The sequence below is a fragment of the Teichococcus aerophilus genome, from assembly GCF_014490485.1.
Lineage (GTDB): Bacteria > Pseudomonadota > Alphaproteobacteria > Acetobacterales > Acetobacteraceae > Pseudoroseomonas > Pseudoroseomonas aerophila.
Map to the genome: position 1 here is coordinate 1 of NZ_JACTVA010000050.1, position 14,698 is coordinate 14,698.

General features: G+C 67.3%; 7 protein-coding genes. 3 read left to right on the forward strand and 4 right to left on the reverse strand.

Annotation, left to right across the window (positions count from 1 at the left end):
- Positions 1–478: 478 nt before the first annotated feature.
- The 3 genes from IBL26_RS20660 to IBL26_RS20670 form a co-directional block, all read right to left on the reverse strand.
- A complete protein-coding gene (locus IBL26_RS20660) occupies positions 479–2,419 on the reverse strand; it encodes a glycosyltransferase (protein WP_187786409.1) in 1,941 nt (646 codons plus the stop codon).
- 30 nt (positions 2,420–2,449) lie between these two features.
- Entirely contained in the window at positions 2,450–3,637 is a 1,188-nt protein-coding gene (locus IBL26_RS20665) for a glycosyltransferase (protein WP_187786410.1), read from the reverse strand.
- A 143-nt stretch (positions 3,638–3,780) separates the two neighbouring features.
- Positions 3,781–7,431 (reverse strand): glycosyltransferase, encoded by a 3,651-nt coding sequence (locus IBL26_RS20670; protein ID WP_187786411.1) that lies wholly within the window; start codon positions 7,429–7,431, stop codon positions 3,781–3,783.
- A gap of 602 nt (positions 7,432–8,033) precedes the next feature.
- On the opposite strand from IBL26_RS20670, the gene rfaE1 reads away from it, so the two are divergent.
- A complete protein-coding gene (gene rfaE1 / locus IBL26_RS20675) occupies positions 8,034–9,488 on the forward strand; it encodes a D-glycero-beta-D-manno-heptose-7-phosphate kinase (protein ID WP_456316413.1) in 1,455 nt (484 codons plus the stop codon).
- A 143-nt stretch (positions 9,489–9,631) separates the two neighbouring features.
- On the opposite strand, the gene IBL26_RS20680 is transcribed toward rfaE1, so the two are convergent.
- Positions 9,632–10,816 (reverse strand): AGE family epimerase/isomerase, encoded by a 1,185-nt coding sequence (locus IBL26_RS20680; protein WP_241749646.1) that lies wholly within the window; start codon positions 10,814–10,816, stop codon positions 9,632–9,634.
- Positions 10,817–11,064: 248 nt separating this feature from the next.
- Here IBL26_RS20680 and rfaD point away from each other — a divergent pair, with 248 nt between their 5' ends.
- Together rfaD and IBL26_RS20690 are read left to right on the forward strand one after the other, a co-directional pair.
- On the forward strand, positions 11,065–12,048 hold the full coding sequence (gene rfaD / locus IBL26_RS20685) for an ADP-glyceromanno-heptose 6-epimerase (protein WP_187786413.1): 984 nt from the start codon (positions 11,065–11,067) through the stop codon (positions 12,046–12,048).
- Between the two features lie 502 nt (positions 12,049–12,550).
- Positions 12,551–14,434 carry an ATP-binding protein gene (locus IBL26_RS20690; protein ID WP_187786414.1) on the forward strand — a complete coding sequence of 628 codons (1,884 nt, stop codon included), beginning with the start codon at positions 12,551–12,553 and terminating at the stop codon, positions 14,432–14,434.
- Positions 14,435–14,698: the final 264 nt, after the last annotated feature.

The window sequence follows — 14,698 nt, forward strand, 5'->3', positions numbered from 1 at the left end:
GCGACCTGCGCAACGTGTGGGACCCGGCGCAGATGCGCGAAGCCGGCTTCACCTACGCCTCCATCGGCCGGCCCTGAGCGAACAGGCCGTCCCGCTGGCCTGAGGTCGGCGGGACGGCCACTCTTGCCGGGAGTGCCGGTGGTACTGTGTTGTGGTTAGCTCGGACGCCCGTGCCATTCGTCGCCGCTGCCGGGTTTGATACGGCAAGAACGGTAAGGCCGGGGAATGAATTCCCCGGGCCCCTTCTTTTCTTTTTCAGGTTTTTTGCGTGGGGCTGTTGAAGCCGTGCGTTTGAGTGACGGTCGGGTGCGGCGGAGGTCTTGGACCTCCGTCGACTGACGGTTCAGCCCGTGTGGCCCATTTTAAATATCAACATCAGCGCCCGCTCTCCGTCCTGCAGCGCTTCGCCCAACTCGCAGAAAGAAAAGAAGGGGTCCGGAGAATTCTTTCCCCGGCCTTCCTCTTCAAACCTGCTCCATCAGGCCAGTGTGCTGAGCGTGATGCTGCTCAGCATGAAGCCCAGCCGCCGGCGGTCTGCGGCGTCGATGCCGAGTTCGGAGGGGGAGGAGATGTCGTTCAAGGCGATGAGAACCTGAATCATCCGCCGCCCGCCACGGTTCTCGTAATCCACCGTGAAATCCTGCTGCGAGCCATCCACCTTGAATTCGCCGGTCGCGTCGGAACGGCCGTCCGACAGGGTGATGGCGAGGGAGGTGTTGCGGGTGCGGACGGGTTCGTACACCCGGCCGTTGACCACGACGCGGATCTTGCCTTTGAGCGAAGGGGCGATGGGGATGACGACGCTGGCTTCGGCCTGGTTGGACCAGGTGCCGTTGGGTTCCGCCTCGTTCCAGCCGAAGGCGGGCAGGTCTTCGGCGGGCTCGCCGGCCATGAACAGAAATTCGGTGGCGGTGGCGTCGTCCTCCGCTTCCTGGTGCACGGCCAGGACCGCGCCACTGGCGCGGCGCAGGCGCGGGCGGCCGTCGATGGGCTGTGTCTCGCCGTTGATGTGATTGAGACGGAGCAGCCGCGGTACGTCGCCGATTAACAGGTTGGGCGGGGTGAGCACCTCGATGCTCAGGCGGTTCACCGGCTGGAGGATGTCGGGCGGCAGATGGCTCAGCGCCAGTTCGCATCGGTGCCCGATCTGCAGCTCGGTGGTGGCCAGCGGCTGGTCGTTGAGCAGCAGACGCACGGTGATGGTGCCAGCTTCGAAGATGGTGCCGGTTTGCAACTGCAGTGCCAGGCTTTGCAGGCTTTGCCCGGGCTGCAACGGCAGCAGCAGCGTGGCGCGTGGCGCGAACTGCCAGGCACCGAGGGTCTCCGGCAGTTCCCAGCCTTCGCGCAGGTAGCGGCGCGCGGCGCGGTGCTGCCGGCCGAAATCCAGCTCGAACCTGCCTTTCAGCGGGAAGCGCATGGCCTGGCTGATGCCGGCACCGAAGGCGGCCCAGGACCAGGCCTCCGTGCCGCGGGATACGTCGCCCGTGAAGGCCAGGGCCTGACGGACCAGCGGCACGATCTCCGCCGTCACGGCATCGAGCGAGACGAGGAAGCCGTTCTCGCCGTGCCGCACCAACTCCTCGGCGAAGCCGGTGCGGGTGACGACGGGGACGGCGTTGACCATCATCGCCTCGATCAGCGCGATCGGGCCGCCTTCCAGCGAGGAGAGGGAGACGAAGACGTCGATTCCGGCGAAGTAGCGGGGGTAATCCTCGTAGTCGCCCTCGACGATTTCCAGATTCGGCAGGGCCCGCAGCTCTGCGAAACGGCTGTAGTTCGACCAGAGCAGTTCCTTGTTCTGCACCGAGCTGTCGGCGGGGCCGATCAGCAGGAAGGGCACGTCCGGCATGGCGCGCATCAGCGCCAGCATCTGTTCCGGCTGCTTCCGCTCGTAATAGGCACCGACGAAGGCGACCTTGCCGTTGCCGCGTGGCCTGGCGCGGAACAGCGCGGGATCGGCGCCGCCATAGATGGTGCGGATGTTGGTGCGGGGCACGCCCATGACCATGAGGGCCGAGGCATGCTGGGCATTGGCGGTGAAGACGAGATCCGCCTGTTGCAGCGCGTAGACGAGGTCGTCGAGCCCGATGCCCTTGCCGAAATCCGGGTGCGTGAACCAGACGAACAGGGAGGCGCCGTGCAGTTGCGGATGCACGGCCAGGGCGGAGGCATAGATGGCGTAATGCGCGAAGAAGTAGGCGCGCGCGCGGGGGATGGGCGCGGTGATGCTGTCGTTCCGTTCGCTGTAGACGAAGCTGTAGGTCAGGCCACTGGCTTCGGCGACCCGCCGGCAGATCTTCTCCAGGATCCAGCCCTTGGCGCTGACATGCATGACGAAGACGATGTCGAAGGCGATGTCCTGGTCCAGCAGGCCTGGGTGGCGCGCGGCGGTCTGGATGATGCGGTCTTTCAGCGACACTTCAGGCTCCGGCAGGCGGGATGAGGGGGCTCAGAACGTGACCTTGATCGGGAAGTCGCCGATGAAATCCATCAGCCTCCGCTGGCGTTCCTGCCAGATGAACGGCTCCCCGGCACGGATATTCTGGCCGTAGCCTTCCATGCGGTAGGGGAAAGCCTTGAAACTGGCGGCCAGGGCACGGGGCAGGTCGCCCTGGATGGTGGGATCGTACAGGTGGCTGGCCAGCTCCTGCCCCGCCAGGCGCTGCGTCGCCGGGATCTTCGCCGCCACCACCGGGGTGCCGGAGAGCAGGTACTCGAACACCTTGAGCGGCGAGGTGATCTCGCCCCGCTTGCCGACGGCGCGGGAGAATATGAGGACATCGGCGGCCTGCTGCAGCTCGCAGACCACTTCGTGGTTCTGGTAGCCGATCAGCCGGACATTGCCCAGGCCATGGCGGACCATCTGGTTGCGCCAGTCGGCCAGCTCCACGTCATGGCCACCAGCCAGAATGAACAGCGTGTCCGGCAACGCCGCGGCGGCGTTCATGAGGTCGCCGATGCCGCGTTCCGCCTGCATGCCGCCGGTATAGACCGCCAGCCTGTGGTAGGGCGGGGTGAGCAGGTTGTGACGCCAGCGCGACGCAGCCTCCGGCCGCCGGAGGGCGGCCCGGGCGTTCACGCCGCTGTCCAGCACGATGATCTTCGCCGCGGGAACCCGGCGCGCGAGGAGCTGCGCCTTCACCGCCTCTGTGATCGCGACGACGGCGAGGCAGAGCGGCGAGGCCAGGCGCAGCTCGTCCCAGGGAGCGAAGGAATCCTGGTAGTCCTCGGCATGGTGCTCGAAGATATAGGGGATTCTGCGTCTCACGCAGGCCAGGACGATACGTGGGTCCCGGGTCTGGACGAAGGCGGCGTGGGGCAGCACGTGGCGGCGGAAATCGCCGTCGACCGACCAGGCTTCCTCCCCTGGGTCAGGGTGCAGCAGGGCGAGGTCGAACTGGCCGGAGACACCGTAGAGGGCTTCCAGCGCCCGATAGGCCGCGAAGGTGCCGGCGATGCTCTCGACCGGGTAGGTGAAGGCGTTGGCGCCGCCGGCCAGCAGGCAGGGGATGCCGAGGGCGGCGGTGGCTTCGGCGGTGTTGGCCGCCCAGATCAGCCGGGCACGGCCGGCGCGGCACAGCGGGTCGCCTTCCTTGGTGACGACGACATGCTTCATCGCGCGCGGCAGTGATATCATGCGGTCGAGAATCTCCAGGCCCCCGTCGCGGTTATGATGACAGGCCGCTGTGCGGTCAACATCGGCGGAAAACAACCTTCGGCGGAATTGCTGGAGACTGCCTGGATGTATCAGTAACGAGCTGCGTCGTCTCGCGGCGATTTCTATGACAGGATGCCGAACTTCTTCAGGTCGGCCAGGATGTGTTGCTCGACCATTTCATAGCTCAGCTCGGCGATGCAGCGGCATTCGCCAGCCTGGAAGATTTTCCGGCCGCTGGGCGTGACCTCGCAGGGCGCGCAGTCCTTACGCAGGCCGAGCCAGGAACTGGCGGGGCCCAGCGGCCCGCGCGTCGCCGGATTGGTGGGGCCGAACAGCGCGGTCATGGGGATGCCCAGGGCGTTGGCGATGTTCATCAGGCCGCTGTCATTGGTGATGAAGTAGGAGCAGGTCATCATCCGCTCCGTCATCTCGGCGATGCTGCCGCCGGTGAGGTCCAGCGTGCCCTCGACATGCTCTTCCGGGATGCCGAAGGAGGCAACCTCGAACCCCAGCCGTTCCAGCGCCCGGCAAAGGCGGGTGTAGTCCGGCCAGCGCTTGCTGAGCCAGAAGCCGCCCTTGGAGCCACCATGGATGCCGATGCGCCTTCCCTCCGGCGGGCGGCGATAGCGATAGTCGGCGACGAAGTAGCCGGTGATGTCGGCCTCGTCATACGGGATGCCCAGCAGGTGTCGGGCGGCCTCCAGGTTGAACAGCGTTTCGTGGAAGCGGCCACCGGGCTCGAAGGGCATCCAGTCGCGCGAATACAGGGTGTGGCGTGCCTGGAAGGGCAGGCGGGCGGCGCCGAAGCAATGGGTCAGGAAGGCCACGTCGTAGCGCCGGCGCAGGACGTTCTGGCGCAGGGAGAACACGGTGTTCACGTAATCGCTGTTCTGCAGCAGGAACAGGCTGTTCTGGTGGTCCTCGGCCACCACGATGTCCACCCGGCGGCCCAGGCGGCGGGCGATGTTGCGGATCATCGGCCCCACATGCAGCATGTTGCCGATGCCGGAGCCCACCCCGACCAGCAGCGGCTGGCTGAGGCCGGAGACGACGCCGTGCAGGGCGCGGCGCTGGCCGTCATGGGCGTAGCGGCGGGAGTTCTCGGCCGCCTTCGCCACCAGTTCCTGGTAATAGGCGGGGTCACCGTAGATGCGGCGGAGCTGCGCCGCCCAGGCCGCCGCGTCCTCCGGCAGGATGAGGCCGGACTGGCGCAGCAGATAGGGGACGTTGCCCTTGTCCGAGCCCAGCACCGGCTTGCCGAAGCGCTGCGCCTCGATGCAGACGCGGCTGAAGGTCTCGACGAAGCGGTAGCTGGGCACCGCCACCAGCTTCGCCTGCTGGTAGAGCGTGGCGACATCGTCGGTGCGGGGCAGGATGGCGACGTTGCACAGGCCCCTGGCGGCCACCAGCGCCTGGGCTTCCGCGGCGTCGGACTGGCTGGCGACGGCCTGGAAGGGGATTTCCGGGCAGAGCTGCGCGACCGCCAGCAACAGGTCGAAGCCCTTCTCCGCCTTGGCGTTGAGCAGCAGCACCGGACCATCCCCGGCCGGGGGCGGTGGCGCCTGCTCTACCTCGCGCGGCAGGGAGTGGATGATGGGGGTGCGGACCTGGAAGGCTTCCTCCAGCACCTGCTGCGTGTAGGCGGAGTTGCTGTAGACGGCGGCGGCGCGCTGGATGATGGCGCGGAAGCCGGGGCGGGGCACCGGCTGGGTGTCGCCCTGGGCGAAGAAGCGGCTGTCGCCCTCGAACGCCCCCAGCGCGTCGCGCCAGAAATGCAGGCCGTAGACGAAGGGGATGTCGAGGTAGTCCAGCGCCGCCGCCACCTCGTAGCCCAGGCCGGAGAGGACGTGGACAATGGCGGGGCGGCGTTCCAGGAAGAAGCGCCGCAGCGCGGCGGGGCGGTCCGGCACGAAGGCGTAGGGCCGCCCGTCCTCGACGCCGCTGCGCCCCTGCTGGTCCGGCCGGGTGCCGAGGATCAGCGGTTCGAAGCCCATCCCTTGGTAATGGCCGGCGATGCTGTCGAGGAACTGCTCGCCGCCGCCGAACTTGACGATGCCGTGGCGGGACATGAGCACGGCCAGCCCGCGCGGCTTGCTGCCTGAGGCCGGGCTGAGGATGGGGGTGGCGGCGGGTGCCCAGGGTTGGTGGGTGGCGACGATCTCGGCATGGCGGGCCAGGTCCGCGCCCAACGCCGCGAGGCTGGAGAGCAGGCCGGATTCCAGCAGGCCGAGCAGCAATTCCCGCCGCCACAGGACGAGGGGCCGCGCCTGAGCCCTGGCCAGGACCAGCCGGCCGCACCAGGAGACGGCGCTGTCACGGACCAGGCGCAGGAGAGCGGGTGAGATGTCGGGCCGCTCGCTTGGCCCGGCCAGCAGGACCCATTCCGCATCCAGCCGGTCCAGCAACACCCCGGCGGCCTCGCTGGCTGGCAGGGCGATGGTGGGATGGGCCTGGAAGCCCGTGGCGCCGAGCGCGTAGCCACGGCCCTCGGCCAGACCGGAGACGGGGTCGATCGTCAGCACCGCCAGGCCGTCCTGGCCCCGCGCCGCCGTCTCCTCCAACAGCGGGCGCAGGGAGCGGAGCTGGTAGCGCGCGCCCTGGTGCGCCGGGTCCAGTCGCAGCGCTGCCTCCGCCATCGCCAGGGCCTCGGCCACCTGGTTGCGGGCGAGGCAGACCTGGCCGCCCAGGATCAGCAGATCCGGCTTGCCGGGATGGCGGAGCAGGAGAGCGTCCACCTCCCGCTGCGCTTCCTCGAACGCGCCGAGTTCTAGCAGGGTCTGGACGATGCGGCGGCCGCTGGTCTCGTCCCGGGCGGGTTCCAGCCGCGCGGCTTCGCGCCAGTGGGCGATACTGTCCCGCAGCAAGGCCTCGCGCTCGGCCGGGGCCAGGCCGGGCAGGAGGCCGCGGCGGCGGGTGACCGAGGCGTATTCCTGCAGGAACTCGCCGCTCTGCGGCCGCAGGGCGCGGGCGCGGCGCCCGAAGGCGGCGGCCTGATCGAGGTTCCCCATCCGGTGCAGCGCGACGGCGGCGTGAAACTGCGCGGCGGCATCGGCGGGGTGAGCGTGGGCGATGCCCAGCAGTATATTCCCTGCCTCGGCAAAGCGGCCCAGATGCAGCAGGGCGCGGCCGATCAGCGTCAGCACTTCCGCATCCTGCGGCGAGGCGTGGCTGGCGGGGCGCGGCAGCTGTGCCACCTCGTCCCACTTCCGGTCCTTGAGCAGGCGCTGGATCTGCTTGACGCGGATCAGGTGGTGCAGCCGGCCGGCCAGGGCTTCCAGGTCCCGCAGCGGCAGCGACTGCAGGCCGGTCTCCAGGGCCGCCAGCGCCTCCGCCGTCGCCGGTGGCGGGGCCTGCAGTGGCGGCAGGGCGCGACCGGCCAGCAGGCTGAGGGCTTCCCGACGGTGGGCCTCCGACATCAGGCGGGAGACAGCCGCCGGGTCCTGCAACAGACCGCCGATCAAGGCGGTCCAACTTCTGGCGGAGCGCAGGCCGTGGCTGGTGGCGTGGGGCGGGTGCAGCGCGGAGATCAGCCATTCCACCACCCAGGCAGGCGGCACGGCGTGCAGGCCTTCCTGCGGCAGTGGGGCACCCTGGGCGAGGGGGGTGATGACGCGGTCGAAGAACTCGGCCGAGGAGGCCAGGCGGCGCAGGAGTGCGGCGGCGTCGCCCTGCCAGGAGCGTTCGGCATGGCCTGGCAGCCGGCCCAGCAGCACCGCGAAGGCCGTCTCGACCCTCTCCTGCTCCGCAGCGCCGGGCTGGTCGCCGGTCTCCATGACAGTCAATCCTTCAGCCTTATGCCGCTGTGCATCGGCCGCATCGGATAGTGCGAGTTCAAGGCGGGTTCAAGGCGGGCGCACCCTCAGGCAGGCGAGGCTGTGGTGGGCCGACAGGACCGTATCGCTGCTGCGTCGGCAAAGAATCGTGGCGGCGACGCAAACGTTTCGATCTCGCAGATCAGCCGGGAGGGGCATCGGACGTTCGGCGCCGAGCATGCAGCGACAGCGGGTGGGTCATGGCGGGATCAGCAGCGCTTCCCCAGACGTGCAAATTTACCGAACAATACAAAAAAAGAGAGTATCGAGCGCGAGCGAACAAATTTTGCGTGCGCGCCAGCCATTTGAAGTCGCCGAATGAAATGACAGGCAAACTTGCATGTAACGCAATCGACGCTGGCAGTTTACAGAGAGTTTGATATGTTCGCTGAAAATCCATCCAGGGGGAACACGCTCCGGTTCGCTTGACGAACGCGGCGGAGCGCGTCGTTTTTTTGGAGCCCTTAGCGCAGAAGTCCCGTCTTCCGTGCCGGTGCTTCGCGACGGCGGCCATCCAGGCGAGTGACGCATACGCATGATGGGTCTGGAGGACAATTGAGATGATCAGTTTCGATGGCCGGCGCATCATGTGCCTGGGCGACGTCATGCTGGACCGCTTCTTTTACGGCCAGATCGATCGCATCTCGCCCGAGGCCCCCGTGCCGGTGGTGCGGATGAAGGAAAACCGGGCCATGCTCGGCGGCGTCGGCAACGTGGCGCGCAACATTGCCTCGCTGGGTGGCGAGGCGGTGCTGATCGGGCTGGTCGGCGAAGATCTGGCGGGACGCGAGATTGCCGCGCTGATCGAGGAAACCGGCGGAATCGTCGACGCGAATATCCGCACCCGCAGCCGCCCGACCATTTCCAAGACCCGCATCATCGCCAGCCAGCAGCATGTGGTACGGCTGGACGAGGAAACCGCCGACAGCATCGGCGCCGGGGAAACCGCGCTGGTGTGCGAGCGGGTGTCCAACCTGCTGCCAGGCTGCCACGCGCTGATCATTTCCGACTACGCCAAGGGCCTGCTCTGCGCCGAGGTGGTGCAGCACGCGATCGCCGAGGCGCGCGCCCTCGGCATGCCGGTGTTGGTCGATCCGAAGCGCGACGATTTTGCCTTCTATGCCGGTGCCACTGTGATGACGCCGAACCTGAAGGAGCTGAAGGCCGCCGCCCGCTGCCCGCTGGAGACCGACGAGCAGGTGGCCGAGGCGGCGCAGCGTCTGATGGCGGAGGCTGGTGTCGAGTCCATCCTGGTCACGCGCTCCGAGAAAGGCATGCTGCTGGCTGAGGCGGATGGGTCGATCCATGCCGTCCCCGCCAACGCCAAGGAAGTCTTCGACGTATCTGGCGCCGGCGATACGGTGATCGCCGTTGTGGCGCTGTCCCTGGCTGCCGGGCAGGCGCCGCCGCGTGCCATGCGGATCGCCAATTCCGCCGCGGGCGTCGTCGTCAGCAAGCTGGGTACGGCGACGTTGAGCCTGGATGAACTGATCTCGGCCGTCGAGGCGGATGCGCAGGAAGGTGCGGCTGGCGGCAAGCTGGTCTCCGCAGGCCAGGCGGCTTCGATCATCGAAGGCTGGCAGCGGCGCGGGCTGACCGCGGGCTTCACCAATGGCTGCTTCGATATCCTGCATCGCGGCCATGTCACGATGTTGCAGGCCGCGCGCGATACCTGCGACCGGCTGGTCGTGGCGCTGAACACCGATGACAGCGTGCGGCGGCTGAAGGGCCAGAGCCGCCCGGTCAACGAGTTGGAAGACCGGGCCTCCGTGATCGCCGCGCTGCGGCCGGTCGATCTCGTGGTGTGCTTCAGCGAGGATACGCCGCTGCAACTGATCACCCAGTTGAAGCCGGACGTGCTGTTCAAGGGCGCTGACTACACGGTGGATACGGTGGTGGGCGCCGATGTCGTGCTGGCGCGCGGTGGCCGGGTCGAACTGCTGGACCTGGTGCCGGGACGTTCGACCAGCAACATCATTGCCCGCAGCCAGGCGATGACCGGCGTCGCGGCCGAATAGCAGCGTCGGGCAGTAACGGCGGGGCGCGGGTCCCGCTTTGGAAGTGGCGCGAGGTGGCCGGCCTCTGCCTGAAGCGCGAAACAGAGGAGCTTCGAAGGCAATAGGCGATGGAACAGCTTTTGCTGTTCCATCGCCCGATGGCGTCAGGCCGGGACGGTGCCTTTCGCCAGATGTTGCTGCGAGACCACGATCCCGGCAGTCAGGTGATACAGGCTGCTGGCCGGTGCCGGTTCGACCGACGCGTGGCCGGTCTGGTCGAGTCGTTCGTGCCACAGGCCGCGCGGGGCGGGAGTCAGGTAGCGGTCCAGCGCAGCGAAGGCGGCCTGGATCTTCGCCGGACTGGCGTCGGGCCGCAGGATTTCCGCCTTCAGCCGTTCCGTCTGCGGCCAGAGGCGTGAGCCATAGCCGTGCACGTCCCCGGAGACCACCACTTCGTCGTAGAGCGTGCCGAGCTGTGGATTGATGCCGAAACGGTCGACGAAGGACATCAGGCCGCGATTGGCGCCCGCGATGGTCGACGTATCCGCGACACCCTTCCCCGCCGCGAGCTGCTGGTACCAGTCCAGCAGCCAGACCCATTCGCAATGATGGCCGGGCTCGACCAGGTACAGGCCATTCTCGCGTAGCGGCCGCAGCGCCTCGTCGAAGAACTCCGGCAGGGTGCCGTGGGTCTGGTCGAGGAAACGATCCAGGAACAATCTGACGATGTCGCCCGCGCGTTGCAGGAAGATGGCGTCGCCGAAGGCCTCGGACGCTGCCAGGCAGGCTTCCAGCAGGTGCATATGCGGATTCTGCCGGCGGGGCAGCGCCGGCGGCAGGCTTTCCAGATAGCCGCCCAGTGCGTGCGGGAACTGGCTGTCCAGATATTGCAGCAGTGCCAGGGCTTCCTGCCGCAGCGGCGCCGCCGGCAGCAGGCGGCTGGCGCTGGAGAGGGCGAGCAGGACGAAGGCGTGGTCGTAAAGGTCGCGATGATCGCTGATGACCGCACCATCCAACGCGAAGCGCTGCGCGTAGCCACCGTCGGCGGCGCGGGCCTTATCGCGCAGGAAGGTGATGCCGAGCTCCACGGCGTCACCGGCGCGGGGCAGGCCGGCGGCGTGGGCGTGGGAGAAGACGAAGACCTGGCGGGCCACCACGCGCAGGCGGCGGAACTGTGCCGGCGACTGTAAGGTTTGCAGATCGAGGCTTTCGCAGAAGCCGCCGCGCGCCCAGTCCACGCCATGCTCGAGCCAAAGGGGCCAAGCGGCATCCCGCAGCCAGGATGCGGCGGAATCCGCCGCCGCCAGCGGAGAGGCGGTGCCTGATGCGGCGCTGTTCATGGAAGCCATGCTGAAGGATCCTGATTTCGCCTGCCGCCTTGACCGCGGGGCATCGGCGCGAAGGTAACCATAAGCGGCGTGCGAGGGATAGCCGCCTCATGCCGCGCGAAGCCTTGTTGCCTGGAATCCGCGTGGATTCTGCGGCTTACCCGCATGCGCAGGGTGGCGATCACGCGCGCTGGCTGTAAAGTGGCCCGCATGGGCAATGCCACGGTGCCGGCCGATCCGTGGCCATCCGATGACGAGGAGAATCACAGGTGCTGCTACTGACCGGAGCCGCGGGCTTCATCGGATCGAACGTGCTGGCGCGGCTCAACGAGGCTGGCGAGACGGATGTGGTTATCTGCGATGCGCTGGGCACGGAAGGCAAGTGGCGCAACCTGGCCAAGCACGAGTTCGCCGACTTCGTGCCGCTGGACAGCCTGAAGGATTGGCTGGCGACGGCGCCGAAGCTGGATGGCGTCATCCATCTCGGTGCCAATTCCGACACGACGGCCGCCGATGGCGATGAGGTGATGGACCATAACTTCGCCTGCTCGCTGATGTTGTGGCGCTACTGCACCCAGGCGGACATCCCGTTCATCTACGCCTCCTCCGCCGCCACCTATGGCGATGGCGAGGCCGGCTTCCTGGACCAGGACAGCCCGGACTTCCTGGCCACCCTGCAGCCGCTGAACCTGTATGGCTGGAGCAAGCATATCTTCGACCGCCGCGTGGCGCGGGAAGTCTCGCAGGGCCGGCCGGCGCCGTCGCACTGGTACGGGCTGAAGTTCTTCAACGTCTATGGGCCGAACGAGTACCACAAGGGCCATATGCGCAGCGCCGTCTACAACATCACCGGCACGGTGCGGCAGGGGGAACCGGCGCGGCTGTTCGCGTCCGACCGGCCGGATTATGTCGATGGCGGGCAGTGCCGCGATTTCGTCTTCGTCGACGATATCTGCAACATCATCCTGTGGCTGCTGCGCAGCTCCGCGCCTTCCGGCCTGTATAATCTGGGGTCCGGCCAAGCGCGCAGCTGGGCGGATCTGGCACGTGCGGTGTTCACGGCTCTGGGCAAGGAGCCGAAGATTGAGTTCGTGCCGATGCCGGAGAAGCTGCGCGGCAAGTACCAGTACTGGACCGAGGCCGACATGACCAAGCTGCGGCAGGCCGGTTACAACGCGCCGCTGACCTCGCTGGAAGACGGCGTGGCCAAGTATGTGACCGAGTTCTTGGTGAAGGACGATCCTTACCGCTGAGGTTGTGCTGCCGGGCCGGTGAGCGGTGATGTGTGCCGCTCTCCGGCTCCGGGAATGCTCCGAGGCCGCGCGCCATGCCCTCTGAGCCGCGAGGGGTCATAGGGCAGGTGTCTCGCTCGTAACGCATGTCGCCTCCGCTTTCCGGCCGGACCGCCGCATGCGGCAACCGTCAACTCGAAGAAAAAAGATGGGGTCCGGGGAATTCTTTCCCCAACCTTTTTTCCGTCGACAAGCCAGAGCGTCGCTTTCTTGCTCACCTGGCTGCTCCTGCGGCTTTGAGCATCCGACCAGCTGCCCTGGGTGTTTTCCAAGGTTTGAGGCCGGTTTGCGGTGCGGCGCCAAGTGCAGACACAGCATGAGGCATAGCAGGGTCGCGCCCGGCAGGATGCCAACTCTCCCCTCGTGTTATCTTTGCGGGCTTAGAGTGCAATTTAGGCTTGCGCTGTGCTAAACTCCGCTTTGTTCGTGTCCGATCTGCGCGCAGATCTTGGGGAGTCATTCTGTGGATCACTTGTTCGCGAAGCTGGGAGTAGGTGACGAGGACTTCCTGGTCGCCAGCATGATTGAGCGCTGCCCCAAGGTCATGATGCTGCGCGAGCTGCTCATGAACGCCCTCGAATCCGCGTCCCATGCCAAGTCGGGTGGCCGGCAGGTCGATGTCGGCTCGGTGCAGGTCGCTGGGGTGCGCAAGCTCTGCATCTGGAATACCGGCCCCGGCATGGATGCCGAGCAGCTGTTCCGGATGTGCGACATCGCCTCCTCCATCGGCAAGGAGAAGGGGCTCGACCGGAATTTCGGCATGGGGGCTAAGGTGGCGTCGCTGCCGTCCAACCAGCTGGGCGTCCGCTATCGCTCCTGCCAGGCTGGGCGGGTGCATGAGGTGACCATCGGCAAGCGCAACGGCGTCTATGGCCGCATTCCGCGCGTCGACCCCGTGACCGGTGAGGCCGCGGTGGTGCTGGAGGTGACGGAGGTCGCCAAGGCCGAGGGCCGCCCGTTGGACCAGGACTGGACCGAGGTGGTGCTGATGGGCAACCGGCCGGAGCAGGATACGCTCGCCGATCCGTATGAGCGCAATCCGCCCGTGCCGCGCAACTGGCTGCCCGCCGCGATCTACAACAAGTTCTTCCGCATCGATGACGGTATCGAGCTGCGGATGCTGCCCGAGACGCATGGTCTGAAGGGGGTGAAGCGGCTGTTCTCCCTTTCGCAGCGGATCGCGCGCCGCTATGCGCGGCATGAGACGGTGCGGCTGCCGGACGGCATCGCCATCCACTACCTCTACGACCCGGCGCACCCGATCCGCGAGAACCGCAACGCGTCCTACGAGGACGATATGCTGCCGGACACCAGCTTCTGCGCGGTGGTCAATGGCGGCGAATTCTACGATATGCGCCGCGGCCAGCAATGGACGCTGGATGCGCCGTCCTTCGGCATCACCTTCGGGGCGCGGCATTTCTCCGTCCTGATCGAGCTGGCGGACGAGTTCCCTGTGCGGGCCGATGGATATCGCCAGTTCCTGCGCTACCTGACCGGGGTGCAGGAGCATGTGCGGCTGGGCGATTTCTCCGGCCTCGTCCGCGCCAACCGGCCCAAATGGCTGGTGGCGCTGATCGACGAGATGTCCCCCGATGTCGATCTCTCGCGTGATGTGTCGGAACAGCTGGCGCAGCTGTTGGCCTCGCTCGGCGTCAAGCGGATGCGGCCGAAGCCCCGCAAGATCCTGCCGCCGCCGCTGCTGCGGACCGAGCCGCCGCCGCCCCCGCCGGTGAGCGAGCCCATTCCGCCACTGCCGCCGAAGGAGATGCCGAAGACGCCGGAGGCCGCGCAGGCGAAACCGCCGGCCCCGCCTGTGCCGCCGCCGCTGCCCAAGCCGCCCGCCCCGCCGCCGCCGGCCCCGCCCGAGCAGCCGATGGAGATGGTGCTGGATGTGGAAATCGCGCCGGAACTGCTGCTGCTGCGCGACCAACAGGAGATCGCGGACCGCAACCTGACGCATCGCGCGGCGCGCTACTATCCGGAAGCGCACCAGCTATTCGTCAACATGCTCTATCCCTCGGTCGCGCGCCTGGCCTCCGTGCTGGTCGCAGCGGCGCCGGCGGCGGTGGAAAGCGGCAGGGCGCGCTCGGAAGCCACGATGTTGGCGGAGCAGGAACTGCTGTTGCGCGTTGGCCGTGCGCTGGTGTTCGGCCTGGGCAAGCGCGATGCCGCCCAGGGCTGGAACGAGGCCGAGAAGCGGAGCGCGGTGAGCAGCGAGGTTCTCACCATCGCCGCTGATGATTTCTACACGGGCAAGGCCGAGGCGACGGAGCGGTTCCTTCGCGCACTGCGCGCCGGCGGTGCGGTGGAACAGAAGCAAGCGGTTGCCGAGACGGTTTCGGCCTGAGACTGACAGGAAGGCCGGGGAAGGAATTCCCCGGTCCCCCTTCTTTTTTCCGCGAGTTGGCGTCTGCCCCGGGACTGCTTGGTTGAATCTGGATGCTGCGTATCGGCAGCACCCAGGTGCCGGCCGATTGTGAAGAGGGCCGCTGAAGCTGTCGGTCTCCTATAGAGCCCGCCTTGAACAACGCGCGCTTCCGGGCCTTACCCATGGAAGAGGTCTGTAGAGACCTGTCTATCCGGGCGACGCCTCAATGGCATCGTGACCGCG